Origin of the sequence: Methylomonas koyamae (genome assembly GCF_006483455.1) — a bacterium.
Classification (GTDB): Bacteria; Pseudomonadota; Gammaproteobacteria; order Methylococcales; family Methylomonadaceae; genus Methylomonas; species Methylomonas koyamae_B.
In genome coordinates this window covers 122,216-140,279 of record NZ_PPPU01000006.1, presented here as the reverse complement: position 1 = coordinate 140,279, position 18,064 = coordinate 122,216, and the positions used below count along the sequence as shown (strand labels likewise).

The 18,064-nt window shown below is 56.9% G+C and carries 30 protein-coding genes; 18 read left to right on the top strand and 12 right to left on the bottom strand.

The window, feature by feature from the left end; all coding sequences use genetic code 11:
- Positions 1 to 73: 73 nt before the first annotated feature.
- The 7 genes from terL to C2U68_RS03160 form a co-directional block, all read right to left on the bottom strand.
- Positions 74 to 1,768: a phage terminase large subunit gene (gene terL / locus C2U68_RS03190; RefSeq protein ID WP_140911053.1), complete on the bottom strand. Its 1,695-nt coding sequence runs from the start codon at positions 1,766 to 1,768 to the stop codon at positions 74 to 76.
- Between the two features lie 182 nt (positions 1,769 to 1,950).
- Entirely contained in the window at positions 1,951 to 2,445 is a 495-nt protein-coding gene (locus tag C2U68_RS03185) for a DUF1804 family protein (protein WP_140911052.1), read from the bottom strand.
- Positions 2,446 to 2,453: 8 nt separating this feature from the next.
- Positions 2,454 to 2,783 (bottom strand): hypothetical protein, encoded by a 330-nt coding sequence (locus C2U68_RS03180; RefSeq protein WP_140911051.1) that lies wholly within the window; start codon positions 2,781 to 2,783, stop codon positions 2,454 to 2,456.
- Positions 2,767 to 3,270, bottom strand: a complete 504-nt coding sequence (locus C2U68_RS03175; protein WP_140911050.1) for a hypothetical protein — start codon at positions 3,268 to 3,270, stop codon at positions 2,767 to 2,769. Before C2U68_RS03175 ends, C2U68_RS03180 begins: the two co-directional genes overlap by 17 nt.
- The gene (locus C2U68_RS03170; protein WP_140911049.1) at positions 3,267 to 3,578 is read right to left on the bottom strand and encodes a DUF4406 domain-containing protein; all 312 of its coding nucleotides are present in this window, start codon (positions 3,576 to 3,578) and stop codon (positions 3,267 to 3,269) included. The genes C2U68_RS03175 and C2U68_RS03170 overlap by 4 nt, the downstream gene beginning before the upstream one ends.
- Positions 3,575 to 4,228, bottom strand: a complete 654-nt coding sequence (locus tag C2U68_RS03165; RefSeq protein WP_222101859.1) for a transglycosylase SLT domain-containing protein — start codon at positions 4,226 to 4,228, stop codon at positions 3,575 to 3,577. The genes C2U68_RS03170 and C2U68_RS03165 overlap by 4 nt, the downstream gene beginning before the upstream one ends.
- Positions 4,228 to 4,569, bottom strand: coding sequence for a putative holin (locus tag C2U68_RS03160; protein ID WP_140911048.1), 342 nt, complete (start codon positions 4,567 to 4,569; stop codon positions 4,228 to 4,230). Before C2U68_RS03160 ends, C2U68_RS03165 begins: the two co-directional genes overlap by 1 nt.
- A gap of 160 nt (positions 4,570 to 4,729) precedes the next feature.
- Between C2U68_RS03160 and C2U68_RS03155 the strand changes: the two genes are divergently transcribed.
- From C2U68_RS03155 to C2U68_RS21075, 3 genes are all read left to right on the top strand, one after another.
- A complete protein-coding gene (locus C2U68_RS03155; protein WP_140911047.1) occupies positions 4,730 to 5,239 on the top strand; it encodes a hypothetical protein in 510 nt (169 codons plus the stop codon).
- 6 nt (positions 5,240 to 5,245) lie between these two features.
- Positions 5,246 to 5,959 carry a DUF2786 domain-containing protein gene (locus C2U68_RS03150; protein ID WP_140911046.1) on the top strand — a complete coding sequence of 238 codons (714 nt, stop codon included), beginning with the start codon at positions 5,246 to 5,248 and terminating at the stop codon, positions 5,957 to 5,959.
- Positions 5,960 to 6,089: 130 nt separating this feature from the next.
- Positions 6,090 to 6,248, top strand: a complete 159-nt coding sequence (locus C2U68_RS21075) for a hypothetical protein (protein WP_186289488.1) — start codon at positions 6,090 to 6,092, stop codon at positions 6,246 to 6,248.
- 104 nt (positions 6,249 to 6,352) lie between these two features.
- On the opposite strand, the gene C2U68_RS03145 is transcribed toward C2U68_RS21075, so the two are convergent.
- The 5 genes from C2U68_RS03145 to C2U68_RS03125 all read right to left on the bottom strand — a co-directional run bounded on the left by C2U68_RS03145 (position 6,353) and on the right by C2U68_RS03125 (position 9,135).
- Entirely contained in the window at positions 6,353 to 6,739 is a 387-nt protein-coding gene (locus C2U68_RS03145) for a hypothetical protein (protein WP_140911045.1), read from the bottom strand.
- Positions 6,740 to 6,873: 134 nt separating this feature from the next.
- Positions 6,874 to 7,431 (bottom strand): hypothetical protein, encoded by a 558-nt coding sequence (locus C2U68_RS03140; protein WP_140911044.1) that lies wholly within the window; start codon positions 7,429 to 7,431, stop codon positions 6,874 to 6,876.
- A 274-nt stretch (positions 7,432 to 7,705) separates the two neighbouring features.
- Positions 7,706 to 8,197, bottom strand: a complete 492-nt coding sequence (locus C2U68_RS21070; protein ID WP_186289482.1) for an HNH endonuclease — start codon at positions 8,195 to 8,197, stop codon at positions 7,706 to 7,708.
- Positions 8,198 to 8,209: 12 nt separating this feature from the next.
- Positions 8,210 to 8,707: a hypothetical protein gene (locus C2U68_RS03130; RefSeq protein ID WP_140911043.1), complete on the bottom strand. Its 498-nt coding sequence runs from the start codon at positions 8,705 to 8,707 to the stop codon at positions 8,210 to 8,212.
- Complete coding sequence (locus C2U68_RS03125; protein ID WP_186289481.1) at positions 8,704 to 9,135, bottom strand: helix-turn-helix domain-containing protein; 432 nt, start codon at positions 9,133 to 9,135, stop codon at positions 8,704 to 8,706. The genes C2U68_RS03130 and C2U68_RS03125 overlap by 4 nt, the downstream gene beginning before the upstream one ends.
- An 81-nt stretch (positions 9,136 to 9,216) precedes the next feature.
- On the opposite strand from C2U68_RS03125, the gene C2U68_RS03120 reads away from it, so the two are divergent.
- The 15 genes from C2U68_RS03120 to C2U68_RS03055 all read left to right on the top strand — a co-directional run bounded on the left by C2U68_RS03120 (position 9,217) and on the right by C2U68_RS03055 (position 18,031).
- Positions 9,217 to 9,420 (top strand): DNA-binding protein, encoded by a 204-nt coding sequence (locus C2U68_RS03120; RefSeq protein WP_140911042.1) that lies wholly within the window; start codon positions 9,217 to 9,219, stop codon positions 9,418 to 9,420.
- Positions 9,413 to 10,483 (top strand): hypothetical protein, encoded by a 1,071-nt coding sequence (locus C2U68_RS03115; protein WP_140911041.1) that lies wholly within the window; start codon positions 9,413 to 9,415, stop codon positions 10,481 to 10,483. Before C2U68_RS03120 ends, C2U68_RS03115 begins: the two co-directional genes overlap by 8 nt.
- Before the next feature lie 12 nt (positions 10,484 to 10,495).
- Positions 10,496 to 12,160 (top strand): DDE-type integrase/transposase/recombinase, encoded by a 1,665-nt coding sequence (locus C2U68_RS03110; protein WP_140911040.1) that lies wholly within the window; start codon positions 10,496 to 10,498, stop codon positions 12,158 to 12,160.
- A 9-nt stretch (positions 12,161 to 12,169) separates the two neighbouring features.
- Complete coding sequence (locus C2U68_RS03105; protein ID WP_140911039.1) at positions 12,170 to 12,511, top strand: hypothetical protein; 342 nt, start codon at positions 12,170 to 12,172, stop codon at positions 12,509 to 12,511.
- Positions 12,508 to 13,446 carry an AAA family ATPase gene (locus tag C2U68_RS03100; protein ID WP_140911038.1) on the top strand — a complete coding sequence of 313 codons (939 nt, stop codon included), beginning with the start codon at positions 12,508 to 12,510 and terminating at the stop codon, positions 13,444 to 13,446. Before C2U68_RS03105 ends, C2U68_RS03100 begins: the two co-directional genes overlap by 4 nt.
- A gap of 8 nt (positions 13,447 to 13,454) precedes the next feature.
- A complete protein-coding gene (locus C2U68_RS03095) occupies positions 13,455 to 13,661 on the top strand; it encodes a hypothetical protein (RefSeq protein ID WP_140911037.1) in 207 nt (68 codons plus the stop codon).
- Positions 13,658 to 13,852: a hypothetical protein gene (locus C2U68_RS03090; RefSeq protein WP_140911036.1), complete on the top strand. Its 195-nt coding sequence runs from the start codon at positions 13,658 to 13,660 to the stop codon at positions 13,850 to 13,852. Before C2U68_RS03095 ends, C2U68_RS03090 begins: the two co-directional genes overlap by 4 nt.
- An 8-nt stretch (positions 13,853 to 13,860) precedes the next feature.
- Positions 13,861 to 14,133 carry a hypothetical protein gene (locus C2U68_RS03085; protein ID WP_140911035.1) on the top strand — a complete coding sequence of 91 codons (273 nt, stop codon included), beginning with the start codon at positions 13,861 to 13,863 and terminating at the stop codon, positions 14,131 to 14,133.
- The gene (locus C2U68_RS03080) at positions 14,130 to 14,684 is read left to right on the top strand and encodes a hypothetical protein (protein WP_140911034.1); all 555 of its coding nucleotides are present in this window, start codon (positions 14,130 to 14,132) and stop codon (positions 14,682 to 14,684) included. The genes C2U68_RS03085 and C2U68_RS03080 overlap by 4 nt, the downstream gene beginning before the upstream one ends.
- Positions 14,685 to 14,781: 97 nt before the next feature.
- On the top strand, positions 14,782 to 15,291 hold the full coding sequence (locus C2U68_RS03075) for a host-nuclease inhibitor Gam family protein (RefSeq protein WP_140911033.1): 510 nt from the start codon (positions 14,782 to 14,784) through the stop codon (positions 15,289 to 15,291).
- Positions 15,291 to 15,464, top strand: a complete 174-nt coding sequence (locus C2U68_RS21065) for a hypothetical protein (RefSeq protein WP_186289480.1) — start codon at positions 15,291 to 15,293, stop codon at positions 15,462 to 15,464. Before C2U68_RS03075 ends, C2U68_RS21065 begins: the two co-directional genes overlap by 1 nt.
- Complete coding sequence (locus C2U68_RS03070) at positions 15,457 to 15,906, top strand: regulatory protein GemA (RefSeq protein WP_140911032.1); 450 nt, start codon at positions 15,457 to 15,459, stop codon at positions 15,904 to 15,906. The genes C2U68_RS21065 and C2U68_RS03070 overlap by 8 nt, the downstream gene beginning before the upstream one ends.
- Before the next feature lie 2 nt (positions 15,907 to 15,908).
- Complete coding sequence (locus tag C2U68_RS03065) at positions 15,909 to 16,310, top strand: DNA-binding protein (RefSeq protein WP_140911031.1); 402 nt, start codon at positions 15,909 to 15,911, stop codon at positions 16,308 to 16,310.
- 136 nt (positions 16,311 to 16,446) lie between these two features.
- Positions 16,447 to 16,731 carry a hypothetical protein gene (locus tag C2U68_RS03060; RefSeq protein WP_140911030.1) on the top strand — a complete coding sequence of 95 codons (285 nt, stop codon included), beginning with the start codon at positions 16,447 to 16,449 and terminating at the stop codon, positions 16,729 to 16,731.
- Positions 16,732 to 17,023: 292 nt separating this feature from the next.
- A complete protein-coding gene (locus C2U68_RS03055) occupies positions 17,024 to 18,031 on the top strand; it encodes a phage protease (RefSeq protein WP_140911029.1) in 1,008 nt (335 codons plus the stop codon).
- Positions 18,032 to 18,064 lie beyond the last annotated feature (33 nt).

The window sequence follows — 18,064 nt, the reverse complement described above, 5'->3', positions numbered from 1 at the left end:
AATTGGATATGGGCAATCGGCGTCAGTAGCACCCAATTCGCCCGCTTCTTGCCCTTCGAAATATGCATCTGACCTAGTCATCATCCCAATCCTCATCATAATCAGCACTCCGACGGCTGGTAGACCGGCGTTTGCCGCGTCCGCCGCCCGCCGGGGTGTATTCAAATTCGCCGCCAAACTGTTTGGCGATCTGCCACAGCATTTCCAGCGCATCCGGGCCGTCGTCGTGAGTGGCCTCGGGCCAGAACTTCAATTGCTCGGTCATGGTTGACTGATTCCGATGTAACCGAATCAGGCCATTATTAACGTATGGCTGCAAACTGATAATCCGCAGCGCTTTGTCAGTATCCGGCTGCACCGGAATTCCCGGAAATGCAATAGAACGGCGCGCCGCCTCTTTTATTAACTGTGTATGCAGAAAAAATTGAAACTGCACAGTTTCTACCGCCCACGCCAGGCATTGATACTCAATCTGATAGTCAATTGCTCTGGTAATGATTAACTCTGGAACCCGCTTGCAGATATCGGCTTCCACCACGTCCAGCGTCATCTTCTTACGGTCCAAACCACCGACCAGAATCGCCGACGGGTCGCCCTTGACCGTGCCTTTCTTGCCCAATGACGGGTCTATCGAACCGAAAAACACCCAATCCGCCAACCGGTTAACCCAAAACTGAATATCCTTAAACGGCGCGTTTTCATCGTTGCCGGCCTCGTTTTGCTGTTCCTGGCTGAAGGCGTCGTGATTAATCGCCCGCATGCACATCAACCGGTACAGCGGCCGTACCTCCGGCCAACTGACCACCGCGCCGGCATCCATTTCCGCCTTGTTGGCTTCGTAAAACGCCAGCGCCTCGGCTTCGAACCGTTCCTTTTCATCGTCGTCGCCGCTGCGGGTGTACAGCGCTTCCCACTGGTCCCAAAGGTCCATCCGGTCCGGCCATTTCAAAATCGACCGAAACACCTTCCGCCGCCAGCCCGGTGCGCGGCTGACGCGGTTGATCGCGGCGTCGTAATGCAAGCTGGTACCGACCCAAAACACATCCATGCCGCCGCCCGGTCCAGCCAAGCCCAGCACCGCACTCAGCACATACTTCTGCACCTTGTCGCGTTGGCCCTTGTCCTTGACGTTTTCGTCGTTCTCCAAATCGTCCAGGAAGATCAAATCCGGCCGGTGCGGGCCGTGCTTCATGCCCCGGATTTTTTTTCCGGTACCGCCGATGCGCACCTTGATATTGTTGGCGGTGATGGCCGTGGTCGCTTGCCATACCCGGCCCCGGCCGCAGGCTTCCGGAAAGTCCATCGCCAAGCGCGGATTGGTATCCAGCTCGGCCTTGATACTTTCCAACATCTCCGCCGCCTGTTCCTCGGTGTTCATGATGATGCCGATCATGTGCTTGCGACCGGTGACGATGCACCACAGCGAACCGAGCTGGGTTTCGTAAGTCGATTTGGCCTCGCCGCGCGGCGCTTGATGCACCTCGCGGCCGTCGGCAGCGCCGTCGATCACTTGCGGAAAGCGCAGGAAAATGAACTCGTGAAACTGGCTGAAATGCGGCGTGGGGACGTAGTGCGGAAAATAGGTTTTGCAGAAATAGCCGTAGTCGTGCCAGGCGCGTTCCCGACGTTCCTTGCTGGCTGCCGGATCGGTGGCAAACGCCTCGCACTCCAGCTCGATCTGCTGGCGGATTTGCTCGCCGAGAACGGCCAGCTCTTTTTCGAACTCGCGCCAGTTGCGGACTTCCTGGATGTCGATGGATTCAGACATTTTTGCAGTCATGCGTTAACTTGGCAGCATCCAGCGCACCCATTAAGAACATATCCGCTTCCGCTTTTTTGAGAGTGATAGGCTCGGACTGTTTAGATTCATAACCGCACGGGCACACAAGCTTAAAACTGACTAACAATCGGTTTCGTTTAGCCGGCGATATCGCCTCAATCAATCGCAAATCACCCATACCTCTTCCCCAACACCGCCCCAATCTCATCAATATGCGGCTGCAAAGCCCGCAACGCCTGCGGATCGCGCTTTTGCAGCAAATCGACCACAGTCTTCAACGTATCCAGCGCCACGCTCAGCCCGCTAAACTGCGGATTGATGCGACTGAACGCCTTGCTGAACTTGGCATAGGCATCGGCCAGCTGCGCCAACAACAACGCCTTTTCCGACGCCGGCAGGCTGGAGCCTTCCAGCTCCCGGGTGGTGGTAATCACCTGGCGAGCAAAATCCTCAACCAGCTGCTTGTTCAACTCATCCACGCCCAGCTCGCTGACGCGATACGCAGCTCGCGCGGTATCCCAATCGTCGCCGCGTTCCTTGGCAGCGCGTTTCCATTCGCGTGCCGTGTCGTAACTCACGCCGCAACACGCGGCGGCGCCGGTCAGCGGCATGCCCTCTATGTAGATACGGCGGACGTTGTCCCGCGTTTCTTGTGTATGCGCCACGAGTGCCCCTAGTGCATTTGGCGTTTAATCAGCTCGATCGTCACAGCGGTAATCACGCCACTGACCAAGCCGCCCAATGCACCGTTTTTGGCGATATCGACGGCTTGGCTTTTATCTGCCGCCTCCAACGCACCGACTCGGGAGCCCATGTCATCGATATGCTTCATCAGTCGCGACTCCATCTGCGCCATTTGCTCGCGCGTTGCGTCCTCACTGCGGTGCAAATCGGCGCGAATCGCTTCGATGGCGGCCGTCAGGCTTTGATGCATCACCCGTAGTTCGCCAGTCAACTGGCCCAGTGCCTGGGCAACAGCCGTTTCGTTATTGTTCTCGGTCATCGGGACGTCCTTCTTCAAAATCGATTAATGCATCTAGCCGGGCTCGGCAGATGTTGTATTGATACTGGGTGGCGCCGATCCAGCCGGCGACGTCGGTATCGGTGGCAATGGCGGCACTCTCTGCAACAGATGCGCCGGCGGCTTGGGGCACGGTTGGATCGTCACGCGGGGCGCCGTTGAGCAGGCGGACAGCAGCATCGCCAAGACAAGCGCGGCCAGTAGTAACTTTAGAAACGGCACGGGTCACCTCCAGGGTGCGTAGGTTTAAATCGGATTCGGTGTGCGCCAACCGATTGGACAGCGCATCGCCGCGGGATTGCTCGTCGACAAACCGGCGGTGGTAAATTTGCGCGGATGCGGCCACAGCCTTGGCCTGGCTGGCTTCCATGATTGCAATCCGTTCGCCCATCACCGCTTCGGTCACATAGACGCCGCCGCCCAGGCCGCAGATCAGGCCGGCCAAGCCGGCTATCGCTAATGAATTCATGCGTCCTCCGCAAGAAGATCGCCCACCATACGGATAGGCATGGATAATTGCGTCGCCACTTCATGCTCCAGCTGGGCGCCGCGCGATTGCTCCCAATTCGGTAAAAACACGGCCATGTCGCAGGTCAACATCTGCCGAATGGATAGCCGCATATACTCACGCCAACTGTTGCCCTCGGGTACCGGATTCTCGGCCGGGTTTTCCACGTGGTAACCCTTGGCGCGCAGCTTTTCGGCAGTTGCGTTGAACAGCGGGTAATTGAAGTCAGCGATGCCGGACATCGGGCCGGCGAGATAAATGCGAGTCATGGCGTAACCTCCCCGCCCCAAGCGGAGTAGAGAGGTTGCAGAGTAAATAGAATGCGCCGGGGATAACCCAGGTTTTCGGCGCAATGCACGGCCGCGCGGCTGGCCGATCCGCAAGCGCGGTCCACCTCCGCGCGCTGATAGCTGCCGGCGTTTTTAGCCTCGTTCAACCAATGTCCCAGGCCGCCGTTGTAACTGCGCAATGCTGCCCAATGCCGGTCGAAATCAGAATCACCCGATACCCGTTGATACAGCCAGCGGTCATACCCCACCAAGGCACGCATCGACCAAACCGGATTGGCCGGCTGGCAATCCTCGGCTGGTAGGCGCTGCACCTGGCACCACCACACCGCCGTGGCCGGCATGAACTGCGCCATGCCCCTGGCGCCGACGCGGGACACCGCCTCCGGCCGCCAGCCACTCTCTTGATGGATTTGCCCGGCAAATACCGCCACCGGCGCAGCCAGTCCCCATTCGGCATGGGCGATGCGGGTAAGATCGGAACGATAAGCGATGGCAGCGCGCGGTACGATAGGTGCGGCCTGGGCCGGACCGGACAGCAAATGCACGCCCATCAATATCACCAGAATGCCGCCGAACAACGCCAGCAATTCGCGGGCGATGTCGGCCAAATGTAAGCTGCGGCGTGCCATTACGCCCCCAGGCCCACGGCCAGCATCGCGGCGGCCACGATCAGCGCCCGGCGCAGCATCGCCAGGGCAAACACCAAGTGATAGCCCTCGTTGACACGGATATCGGCATCATTTTTGTTGGCCAGCGGCTTGTAACGGTTATGCGGGTGTTCGGCCAAATACCCATCCGGCCGCGCATACGGAAACAACGCCCGGTCCAGGTAATAACCCACCACGCCGGCCGTCGTCACCAGCGCGACCTTAAATAGCGCTACGCCGATCTGCTGCGGATACAGCAGCGCAATCACGGCCAACAGCAGCAGGCTTATGCCCGCCCACACAGACAATCTCGGTAATTTCATCTCAGTCTCCTGCGTTAATGACGATTCAAAATCGAATCAAATGCAGGGTGAAATTTACGCGCGCGCGCGAAGGCCGGTCAGGCTGGAAACGTTTCCAGGGTAAGCAACGGCAGGCCGCCGGCGTATCGTTCGCCGCGTCTTAACCCCACAGGAAACTCCGATGAAACTCACACTCAGAATCGTGCAATGGCTGCTGTACCTGCCGCTGCATTTGCTGGTCGCCGTTGCCCGCTACCCGCTGGCGCCCATTGCCGTGGCGTCCTTTACCACCAACGACAAACGCTTTTTGCTGTTTCCATTCACCTGGCTGGAAACCATCGACAACGATCTGTCCGGGGACGACGGCTGGCGCACCGAACATATCCGGCCCGGCAGCGACCCGCTCAGCCTCTGGAACCGTATCCGCTGGCTGTGGCGCAACGGCGGCAACCGCTTTAACTACATGACGCTCGGCTGTCCGGACGATCCGAACTTTCGCGCTGATTGGGGCGACACGCAGGACCGCGACGCTCTCTGGATACGCGACGACGGCTATTGGATGATCAGAGCCTACATCCGGATCGGCCGCAAATACCTGTATCTGTTTGTCGGCTGGTCGTTATTCGGGCCGCTATGCGCGCGCTGTAAGTTCACCTGCACCATCCGGATCAAAGCCAATAAGCCGGGGTAATGCGTGATGACGCCTGACGACTTGAAAAAAATCGCAAACAAAATCGCCAAATGTCTGGCCCTGGCGAGTAGCGACAACCCGGCCGAAGCCGAAGCTGCCAGACGCCAGGCCGATGCTTTGATGAAAAGGTACAACCTGACGTCCGGCGACGTGGCCGCGGCCACGGTGCATGAAGAAACCAGCGATACCAAATCGGTGCATCGCCCGCCGGTTTATTTATGCCAATTGGCGAATGTCATTGCCGATGCGTTTGGATGCCATGCGGTAGTGACGCTGGGGCTGGATATTGGGATTGCCAAGCGCAACACCCGCATCCGATTCATGGGGTTGGGCATAAAGCCGGAATTGGCGGCATACACGTTCGATGTGCTTAGGCGGCTCATCACGCGCGACCGGGCCAACTATGCCGAGTCGTTGCGGAAAAACCTTAAGCGCGCGACTAAAATCCGTAGAGCCGATTTATTTTGCCAGGCCTGGGTGGCTGGCATTGCGCAACAAGTGCGCGAGTTCGCCGGCAGCGAGGCGGAGCAACAGGCTATAGAAGCCTATAAGGCGCAGAAATTTGGCGAGAATTTAAAAACGGACCAACGATCCGGTGCAGAAGCCAAGCATGGCAACGACTGGAAGTCGGAGGCCGCCGGGTTCGATGCCGCCAAGGATGTTTCGCTACATAAACCCGTGCAGGCTAAGCGCGGCGCGTTGTTGGGGGTATCGCCATGAAAGCCGGCGTGCTGTTTCGCTGGGGTAGCGTGTGGATCGGTGCGCATTGGTCGCCGAACAACAAGCGCCTGTGCATCAACGTCCTGCCGTGCGTGACTGTTTGGATTGTGTTTCCGGGAGGGAATAAACCGTGAAAAACCAGCTTTTTAAACTGATGCTAAAGAATGCTCTGGTATGGCTATTCGGCTGGTGTATCTGGGGTTTGGCTTATCACGAGGTTGCTACCGAATGTAAAATTCTCGGCCGATTCTACGTCGGCAGCCAGGTGTTCGAATGCCATCCGAAATGACACATACCTGGCGCTGGCGAAAATGGCTGCCGGACCGCTTCGGCCAGCACTGCCGAATCATAACGACCGGCACGCTCAACAGCGCGCTGGTTGAATTTTGCGCTTCAACTAATCCCATTTTTGTTCTGTGACCTAGTTGCGTCGTCTATGCAACTGACAATGAGGTCATAAAGCTCTTCCGCGGCTAAAATGGCTTTTGTGAGTTCAAGGTTTTTGTACCAAATAAGTCGCCCATTCACGGAGTATTCAGATTTATTGTTTGCATATTTCTTGAAGATCTCTATCGCTGAATCACGGAGCTGATTTCCCAGACTATCCAGTATTACATCTACTTCCGTTGGGTAAGCAATATAGTCCCAATGGACATCTGCATACTTTGTCTTGTTCTTGACGGTTATAAATGGCACTTTTCTTTCGCGACAAGTTTGAAACCAAGCATTTTCAATCTTCGAGGTAACATCATTTAGCGGAACTTCTACAAACTTCTTCATGCTCTACCTCCATAAGCGTATTTGGCAAGCTAATCGTTGGTACTTTGTGTCCAATCTGAACTAGAGTTAACTCTTGTCAATCCGACTGCGTTTCATTAATCCCAGAACATCGCAATTCTGCGTGTTCCGCCGTTTCAAGCAGAAAAAACATTGTCCCAACGAAACAGTTGGGATGTAAATCGCTGAAATCTATTACATCTAAAAAAATAACTACGATGATCCTTTCTGTTATAACCCTCCGCAATTAGTAATTCATTGCGGCACAAACCATCAAGTACCCTGTATATTGGTGGCTCATCTTTTTCTATGAGTAAGCGTCGTTTCAGGTAACCCTGCAAATGCTGATCGCTGTTATCTTCGGTAACCATATCAATTTCGAGCATTGCAAATTTTTCGCGCAAATCGGCATGTAAATTTGATCGTTTAGAAAACCCAATTACCATATCGATTGCGGCACATGCTGCGGCAAATGCGCTAAGGTATTTAAGCCAATCTGCTGCGTCACCATCCTTCCCAAGATCGAATAAGAAAGACCCTGCCATAACAATCGTTAGAAGGCTGGTGATACGGTGTAATTGTTCGAAAAATGCACGTCGTCTGTCATGGTATCTAACTGATCTGCGAACATCGAAAAGCAATCCCCATTTTTTTGCGTCCAGTTTTAGTTTTGGTACGTCTTGCGGATTGTTCATTAGTCACTCTCATCATGCGGTAACGGAGGTGGTGGTGGCATGCTATTCTGCACTTCAAAGATTTTGCCTTTTTCTGATTTTACCAGGTCGGCATAATTTAAACTCTCAGTTATGCCAGCAGAGTCATTAGTATTACTACGATCATTGCTTGTGTTGGATGTGGATGGTTTTCTATTTTCACTCATTTTAGATTCACTAATTAGTTGGTTTTAAGAGTTACAGGCTTGTGACTTTCATAAATTATTTGCTGATACGCGCACCCCTCCAAAATTACTCAACTGCAATATGAGTGGTCCACATATTGTTTTTTGCCGCTACCGTTGTACGTGTAGCAGCCGCCACGAGGACCGATGTGATAATTACCGCTGCCGCTCGGTGCGCTGGGTGCGTTGCCGCCATATCCCGAGCCACCGGTCGAATGCTTGCCTGTTGTCGATTTCCGCTTGCTAAAAAAGCCGGATGATGAACGGCGACCTCTAACATCCATAAGCCCAGGACAATCGGAACGCTCCCATTTATCTTTGGCTTTTGCGTCGGCCGTGGTTTGCCATTGCATATTTGTTGGTGCATCTGCGCCGCCGCAGGCCAATGGTTCTATGTGATCAATCACATAACCGGGGCATGCGCCTTTAGTATTGCCATTGGTGGGGCAAGGATGCGCCTGTTTAAAATCCCTAATTGCTGTTTGGCTTCGGGCTTGGCCAGCGTCGGCACTGCCGATGATGAAAGAAATTACAGTTACGATAGTCAGGATAGTCTGTTTCATAAAAATTCCGTTTTAGTCCAATTTGCCAAATTTAGTATTTTCAGCAATCTCCGCCGCAAAGTGGCTGGCATGTTGTTTCGCAGTTTCCAGTAAATCGGGCTCCAGTTTGCCGCAGTAGATTTCGGCATTGCTCGCGTCGCCGATACCTAAATGTTTGCTGCCTGAGTTCAGCACGACCAAATACCATGCGCACGCCAAAACCGGATTTTTCTGTTGGCCGTGATAGGGCTGTGCGGCGAAGCCGTAGGCTATATTGCGTTGAGCTTGGTAATTGCCTTGCAGTGCCAACTGCATAACTTGACCGAAATTGTCCGGGTCGGTTTGGTCAACCCCATAAGGGTAACCGTCTGGCACAGGCGTAGAAGTTGCATCGGATTGGGATGCCAGTTGAATAGCGGGTGCGGATGTTGGCAAATAGTCGGCTTGTTCTTTGGTAGCCATATAGCCGATGGCGGCAATACCAATCACGAGGCCGCCTAGGACTTCGTACCATTTCAGATCGATATTCATATTCCATTACCCTCGCCGGCAAAGCCTTCGCTATGCACAGCACTCGAATGAGTACCCAGCCCTAAACCTGAGATCGGGAGCTCCGGGTACTGAGCCAAAGAGTTTGCCCGGTCGACCGCTCTGCCGGTCTCTGCTAATAGTTTGCTGACACCCAGTTGCACATCGCGCGCGCTATGCCGGTAATTGTCCAGCAGCGCGACCTCCATTGGCGTCACGGCCGCATTCTGCGTGCGTTGTCCGGTCAATACATAGGCAACATCCACCCCGCTGTTAGCGATTGCCGCCAGGTAATTCGAATCCGGAAAACGTTCCCCTTTCTCGTAATGCAACTGCGCTTGTTTGCGCACGCCGCCGATGTCTCCGAATGCACTTTGACTCAGTTGCAGACGCTCCCGCTCTTCCTTCAATCGATCACCAAAATTACTCATACGAATACCAAAAAAGAGTTGACAGGTACTCAAATGAGTACCACAATGTACGCGACTGAATTACACAACGGAGCTTATCACATGTCAGCAGCAGTCGATAGAGACGCGGCGCTACACGCGCTGCGAAAACGCGGTAGCACGCTCAAGCAATGGGCGAAAGACCAAGGATACGGCTACCGCAATGCCTCCAATGTCATTCGCGGCACCAGTCGCGCGCACTTTGGGCAGGGCCGCGAAATTGCGGAGAAATTGAACAAGCTGATTGAGGAGACCGGCAATGTCTGAGCAAGAAATCGATTTGGGTATCGGATTGCCCAGCGTTAGTGACGTAGTCGCTGGAAACATCAAAATGCCGACAACCCAACACGGCGTTTTAGTCGACGGCGCAATCGCTGGAGCGTTGGATAGTCAGTTGGCGGAGTGTCTGAGCGAATTCGGCATCAACGGCTTATCGTCTGAAGAGCTGTTTCAAGCCGGCATTGAAGAACTGAATCGCAGTGTGCTGCATACCTGCCGCGCCGGCTTCGCATTTTGGGCGGCTCAAGAGTCTATCAAGGCCGCCGCCGGCGCACAGGACGATAGTGACGACGAGGTAGTGCGCCGCGGCGCACTCGGTACCTTTATCGAATGGATTGAAGGAGCAGGCCTCGCGAAAGAGCGGGTGTACGAGGCCATCCGCATCGCCAAGTTCTTTAGCCGCCTGCCGAACGCCAAGCGCGCACAGATGCTGAAACTCGGCAAAAAGCCGGTGTTGTTGCTGGCAAAAATGCCGCAGGAAGTGATTGACCAAGCGGCAGAGAGCGGTAAGGACATTCTCGACGAAGCCGAAACAATGACCTACGACCAACTGCGCGATTTGCTGAAAGCCGCCGAGCGGCGCAACCAGCAACTGAACGCCGAGGTCGAGCACCGTGACGCCCTGATCAACAAATTCAAGCAGCGCGACAACCGCGACTACGAGTTCCATTGGAAAACTCACACCGTCCGCGAAGAGTGCTTGGCGTACCAAGCCGAATGCGAAGTGGCGTTAAACAGCCTGCAAGCGGTGTTTAACGAGCAGTTGAACGATATGGAAGTGGCTGAAAAAGACCTTCGTATTGAACAACTGTGGGTAACGGCCAACGTTATCGCCGCCCGCGCGGCTGCGGTAATTGGGCATATTGTCCAGCACGTGCACCATGCTGATTTGCCCCACACCATCACCAGCAAGCACATGCTGACCGACGACGAGGCGCAGCGCTGGCTGCTGGATTACCCGTTGATTGAGCGCAAGCACGAAGCGGCCAAAGCCAAGCGGGAAGATGCACGCCCCAACCGCCCAGGTCGGCCGAGCAAAAAGGACAAATAGAGGGCATGAGCCATGCGCCGCAACGCCAATCCACTCGTACAACAGATGGCCGATAACAGCCCCGCCGTGCGCCCCACTGCCCAGGTCATCGCGCTACGCCAGCGCGACCCTTGGAAAGAGGCCAACGACAGCCAGCGCGCGGTCGCTACGGCGCGGTTCGATATCGTCAACACCAATCTGGACATGGAGCGCAACGGGTTTAGCGCCAACAAAGCCATCGAAACCTTGCTGGCCCGCGCGGAAACCGGCGCGCTGCATCCGTACCTGCAAAACGCGATGAAGACGGCCGCCAAAGCTAACCGCGCTGCGCCGACCCGCAGCGTGTTGTTCGAATGGTTGAAGGTGGTCAAAGCCGGCGGCGGTAGAGTCGATCTGTTGGAACAACACAAGGGCCGCGTCGTCACCGAACAACCGGCCTGGTGGGGGCCGGCGCTGGAGTATTACAACCAGCCCAGCCAGCCAGAAATGTCGGTGGTCTGGCGGCAACTGGCCGAGGTGGAAGGCTTTGCCTGCACCTACGACCAGGTGCGCGGCTATCTCAACAGCGTCCCAGCCATGCTCGGCCGCCACAGCCCGGCGCGGATTGGTCGCAAGCTGTACCGCTTGACCGAGAAGGCTTACATCCGCCGCTGCACCGAGCGCGCTTTGCCGGGCGACGTGTACGTTGCCGACGGTTACATGGCCGACATTTACCTGGTCAACCCGATCGACGGCAAGTTTCCTTGGCGGCCCGAGCTGACCGTAGCGATGGATCTGCGCAGCCGCTTTATCGTGGGCTGGCGGGCCGACGAGCACGAAGGCACCACGGCCGTGCAGAACTTGTGGGCGGAAACTTTCGCCCGCTGGAACCACGTGCCCCTGTTTCTCTATGTGGACAACGGTTCTGGTCATAAAAACAAGCTGATGAGCGACGACATGACCGGCTTTTACGCCCGCCACAACATCGAAGTGATTCATGCCATACCCGGCAACCCGCACGGCAAAGGCTGGATCGAACGTTTCTTTGTGGAAGTGAAGCGCGACTTTCTGAAAGCCTGGCGGCCGGCGTTTTACTGCGGCGACGACATGTGCGACGAGGTCCGCGCCGAAACCATCAAAGCCGTCAAAAGTGGCAAGTTGCAACCTCCCACATTGATGGAGTTCGCAGACGCCTTTAACGCCTGGATCGCCCGCTACGTGCAACGTCAGCACCCGGAGAACAAGCACGTCAGCCGCGCCCAGGTGTGGGGCGAGTTGTCGCCGCTGCCGCCGCATGCCGACCTGCTGGAAATGAAGCGCCAGGCGGTGGTGCTGACCGTTCGCCGGGCCAGCATCACCCACAACAAGCGCCAATACGGCCATCCGGACCTGCATGCCTACAACCACCTGCAAGTAGTGCTGGAATACGACCTGATGGACAACAGCGTCGCTGTCATCCGCACCCAGGACGGTCGCTGGATCTGCGATGCGCATTTGATCAACGCCGTCGACGCGGTGGACAAAAACCGCCTGGAAGAACGCCACGACAAGCGGGTGGAAGACCAGCGCAAACGCTTGCAGCGCAAGGTGGACGAACTCAACGCCCGCGCCGGCCTGGTCATCGACGCCGACGCCGTCGCCAGCGAGGCGCAAACCCTGTTGGACAGCACGCCGGCCCTGCCGGAAACCATTGAGATTGATCTTTTTAACTTTGAGTAGGTAACAAAAATGAGCAATGACATCAAATTTACCCATGCGATGAGGTGTAAACAGCACCTTGAGAAGCAGCTGAATCTTTCAGAATTGTGGATAGTTTTCAATGTTGACGTCAGGACATTAGAGGTAATCGATATTGGATGCGAAACCGCATTGACGTTCAAAGGCCTTCCCGATCAATCGCATGAATATCAGTTAACTGCACTTCTTAAAGGACTGATTGAGCTGTTTATTCATCGCCTGGACAAACACTTTCTGGCGGCAATACAGCCAATCGATTTCACGCATTTTAATCGTCAGTTTGATTTGTTTTTGGACACCCTGCGCGACGCAGAAGGCCGGGTGTTCCTATGAGCAACTACCCCCAACACTACACGCCGGACGATATCGCCCTGATCGAACAGATCAAAGGCTGGCTATCCGAGCGCGACTACAAACAAGCGGCCCTGGCCAGGCTGGCCCGCGTCTCGGCCAGCACGCTGAGCCAAATCCTGGGTGGCAGTTATGCCACCAGCCCCAGCAAGATGCTGGTCAACGTCGCCAACGCCATGAAACACGCCGACGACACCGCCAGCGATACCGTGGCGCCGGTGGAAACCAGCGTGTTCCGCCTGGCGTTGACCGCCTGCCAAATGGCCCGTCGCTACCGCAACTTCGCAGTATTGAGCGCCTTCGTCGGCACCGGCAAGACCTTTGCCGTCAAGCATTACCAGCGCACCACACCCAACACTTACTTAATCGAGGCCACGCCGACCATGACCGTGCAAAGCCTGATCAAGCTGCTGGCCCGCACCGTGGCCGGCTACGAGGGCAAAGGCAGCATCGACGACAAGTTTCAGGCCGTCATCAGCAGCCTGCAGAACACCGACAGCCTGTTGATCGTCGATGAAGCCGACACCTTGACACCGCACGTGCTGCACACCCTGCGCCGGCTGCGCGACCTGGCCAACATCGGCATCGTGCTAGCCGGCACCGAACACCTTACCGGCCTGATTCGCCCGGCCCACGGCCAGTTCGACCAAATCCGCAGCCGCACCGGCTTCTGGCCGGAAACTGTCAAGGGCATCACCGCCGACGATGCCGCCGCATTGACCCAGGCCGCGTTCGGCGACGAGGACGTCAGCGACGAGGTGGTCAAGCGCCTGTATGCCTATAGCAAAGGCTCTGCACGGATGCTGATCGAGGGCTTGGTAGCCGCGATCCAGCAATTCCGCGGCAACCGCGAGCTGAACGTGGCGCTGGTGGATGCGGTGGCCAAACAGGCGTTGTGCCTGCAATCGGTTGCGTAGGAGGAACCATGCCGTCACTAATCAAAGTTGAAGACTTTTCTGTCGCCGAGTTGATCGTCTATGCCAAGCGCTACGCCTTCCTAAGAGAACGCAACTTGGACGCCATCGCCCAAGGCGGCATTTTCGCCGGCCAAACCCCGGAAAACTTGGTTTTGAGCGGCGATGAATTAGATGCGGCCATTGACGCCGCCATCGCACGGGAGACCAGCCAATGAGCATTGTCATCATCACCCTCCGCGACACCGACGACGGCGTGGAGATTAAACGGTCGGACGTTTCCGGCCCGGGGGAAGTGAACACGCCGGCCGAGATCCTGGGCGCGGCCATGTTCGAAAACGTCAACCAATACCTGAAGCGCCATCCGCAATACGGCAAATCGGTACCGAAAAATCAACATCTGCATTAGGAGGCCCCATGCAACGCAACCCTCAGCGCCGCAATGTCGACGAGATTCGCAACGACCTGATGGCGGCCTATCAACAACGGCGCTCATCAGATGCCAGCCAACAGATCGTCGCGTTAAACAAAATTATTGATGAACAGCATGCGGAGTTGCGGCAACGAGACTGGCAGCTGTTTACCGCCTGCGCCACGGCGGTGATTGCCGCTATCACCGCCGGCATTGTGCTGTATCACTGGCTGGCCGCGCCGGTGATTGGCGTCGCCGGCCTGGAGTGCCGCCTGTGAGCAACGCCTGCGCCGTGCCATGCCCCTACTGCGGCAAGGACGTCGATATCGTCCAGGCGCTGGAAGTGGCGGCCGGCAACGAATGGACCGGTTTACTCAACGGCCTGCCGATCAGCCTGGTCGGTGCGCTGCTGCGCTACCTGGAGCTGTTCAAGCCGTTGAAGCAGGAACTGCGCTGGTCCAGGCGTTTGGCCCTCACCAAAGAATTGGTGCCGCTGATCAAAGACGCGCAGATCAAGCGCAACGGCATCGCCTATTCGGCGCCGGCAGCGATTTGGGAAGCGGAGATGATGAAGCTGGTGGTCAACCGCCCCGAATCGTTAGTGCTGCCCCTCAAATCCAACGGCTATCTGCTGAGCATGATCGCCGGCCGCGGCGAGCGGGCGGCCGCCAAGCTGGAGCAAGACAAAATCGAGCAACAGCGCAATCGCAGCAATGTGGCCGGTGCGCCGGTGTCGGTGGTCAGTCTCGCCGCCCAGGCACAAACCAAAACCAAGAGCAAGCCGCCGGCCGGCTGGAAAGGCCCGGTGGCGCCAAATGACACCTCGTAGGCTGGGTAGAGCAAAGCGAAACCCAGCACAACGCAATCAACGCTGGGTTGCACGTTGTTTAACCCAGCCTACGTATCATGAAACATAGGAGCCACACATGGCCAAACGCATTAAAGCCCCCGCAGCGACTTATGCCTGCCAAACCAAAGAACAAACCCAGGCCGCCATCTGTGAGCTGGGTTTGGCACAGCGCGAATTGACTCGCATCGAAACCGAGATCAACGACGAAATCGCCAAAATTACTGACAGCCGCAAAGTGCATATCGAGGCGTTAAAAACCAAGATCGACGCCCTGTTAAATGGTATTCAAACCTGGTGTGAAGCCAACCGCGCTGAATTGTGCAAGGACGGCGGCAAGACCGCCAACCTGATCACCGGCGAAGTCAGCTGGCGGCAGCGTCCGCCCAGCGTCAGCGTGCGGGCTGTCGACAAGGTGCTGGAAACCTTACGCAATCTTGGCCTGTCGCGCTTTATTCGCACCAAGGACGAGCTTAACAAAGAAGCGGTGTTGGCCGAACCGAAGGCCGTACAAGGTATTGCCGGGATCACCATCAATACCGGTGTGGAAGATTTTGCCGTCGTGCCGTTCGAACAGGACATTGCGTAATGGACGCCCGTATCCGCCAACTCCGCGATCGCGCCCGGCATCTGGCCGATGCCGCGCGCAACGCGGACAGCATGGTCGATTACAACCGGTTGATGTCCGAATCGGCCAAAGCCGAAGACGAGGCCGACGAGCTGGAAGCTCAGCGCTACGATCGGGAGGCCGCTCATGGCTGATTTGCTGGCGCACTACATCAAGCTGGTCGGCATCGCCAAAAGCTGGGCAGAGAAGCACCTGCCCGGTTGGGACGACGACATGCACCGCACCTTACTCGCCCGTCACGGCGCGACCGAGCACAATGGCCATATCAGCGCCAAAACGCTGAACGTGCCGCAACTGGCTAACGTGCTGGACGACTATGCCGCCCGCGGCTGGCCACGGCGGAAAACCTACAATGCCGGCGGCAATAGCACTAAAGCCGTATCGCCGCAGATCGGTCTGATCGTTAAGCTATGGGGCAATCTGGGCAAGGCGGGCAAAATCGCCAACGCCTCTCGCCCGGCGCTGCTGGCCTTTTGCGCTAGACAAACCGCCCACAACGTACCCGACCTGGACAGCCTGACCGACACGGAGCGGCAGGCCATTATCGAAGCACTCAAAGCCTGGATGGCTAGATAGAAATGGATTTCCCCGACGTCGCCCCCGAACTGTTAGCCACGCTGCCGCCCGTGTTGCGGGCGATCGTGCGCGCGCTCGGGTTCGTCCGCGCCCAGGAATGGCTGCGCGACCACGGCGGCGTCAATGTGGAAATCCCCAAATACAAATCGGTGGCGCTGGGGCTGACTCCGGAGGAATTGCAGCGCATGGCATCCGTGCTGGAGCCGCATCTGGATGCCGACCGCCGATTTTGGTGCCCCAAGGCCGACAAGCTGTTCAATCTGAGCCGCAATGCGGCGATTATCGCCACCGCTCACCGCGACAGCATCAACCGCCAGGCCCGGCAATTCAACCTGTCCAGCCGGCAGATCACCAACATTCGCCGCCAGGCCGACACCGGCGTGCAGCTGGATTTATTCGATTGATCGACCATTTTCGCGGCCCCACGAAAATGATGCAGAACAAGCCCCACGGGGGCACGGCTCCAGCGCGCGGTGAGCCAGCTACAAAAAACACCCGCAGCGGTCCCGGTGACTACCTCCCATCGGCGCAACCGTCGGCATGGCCCCACGAGACGGGGCCGTTTATACTGGTCCGGAGTTGCCGCGCCGGACCGCTTTTATTGAGTTTGTAGGGTTTATGATGAAAATTTCCGAGCTGATCGAATTATTGAAAACATTCCAAAACCAGCATGGAGACCTGCCCGTGAATGTTGTTTGGGAAGGCGTGAAACACGGCGTTGACCGAGACTGTCTGTACGTGAGCGGTGACATACTGTTTATCGACGGCGAAGGCGGGGAATGGTTGATGCCCGTCAGCCAAAACCGAGAGGATCATACCCGGTGACTACCTCCCATCGGCGCAACCGTCGGCATGGCCCCACGAGACGGGGCCGGTTTTTCATTAATCGATATACAGGCCGCACACGGCGCTTAACGGTATTGATCGCCCCCGTTGCATAGCCCAAAAACGTTTAAACGCGCCTGCGAGGTTTTAAACGGGGTTTTGCCGCCAATGCAATCGGGTTATTATCGATAACTCGTTCGGATACTAACAACCCGCCCCTGGAAACATTTCCAGCCTCTTTTTACACCCCTCAAACCCCGATACTGGCCTCAACTGATTTACCGAGGCCGTCATGTCCAAACCCGCTGTCAAAGTCGCATCCCTTGCGTTCGAAATCGCCGTCGGCGGCAATGTGCCGACCGAGGCGCATTTATTGCCAGTCGGTCCATTTCGCGCCGGCGACGGTCGTCCGTGGGATTGCGACGCTTGGCAACTGGACGCGACGATTGCCGCGAACGTGATCCAGCGCCTGCTCGACCGCAAGAACGACACCCTGATCGACTACGAGCACCAATCACTGCGCTCCGAGTGGAACGGTCAACCGGTGATCGCCGCCGGCTGGTTTCATGACATGGAGTGGCGTGACGGCAAAGGCCTTTACGCCATTGGCGTGGACTGGACCGCCGTCGCCAAACAACGCATCGCCGACAAAGAGTATCGCTACATCAGCGCCGTCTTTTACTACTACAGCGCGACCGGCGAAGTGCTCGACGTGATTTCGGTCGCGCTCACAAACACACCCGCAATCGACGGCCTTGACGGCCTGGACGATGACGACGGCATTGCCACCCTTTCCAAACGCTTTTCCTTACCCGATCTCAATCCGGAGACCACCGACATGCCAAGACCCGAAGAAGAACTCGCGGCGCTGCGCGTCACGCACGCCCAAGCCGAAACCGCCCTGGCGGCACTCACCGCCGAACGCGACACGCTGAACGCCAAAGTCGCCGCGTTGACCACCGAGCGCGATACCGCGCTGGGCGAATTGGCCGCGCTGAACAAGCAAATCAACGACGACAGAGCCGCGGCCGAAGCCCAGCAAAAAACCGACCTGATCACCGCCGCGTTGACCGACGGCCGCATGGCGCCGGCATTGAAACCCTGGGCGGAAAAGCAAAGCCTGGCCGCGTTGACCGAGTTTTTGCAAACCACCGCGCCGTTGCCGATCACCGAACGCCAGGCCGGCGCCGGCCATGCCACCGGCACCGCGGCATTAACCGCCGAGCAAAAGAAAATTGCCGATCAAATGGGCGTGACGGAAGAAGAGTTTCTGGCCACGCAAAAAAAACACGCCCGCTAATCGCCGGCACCGCACTTTAACTTAGGAGATACC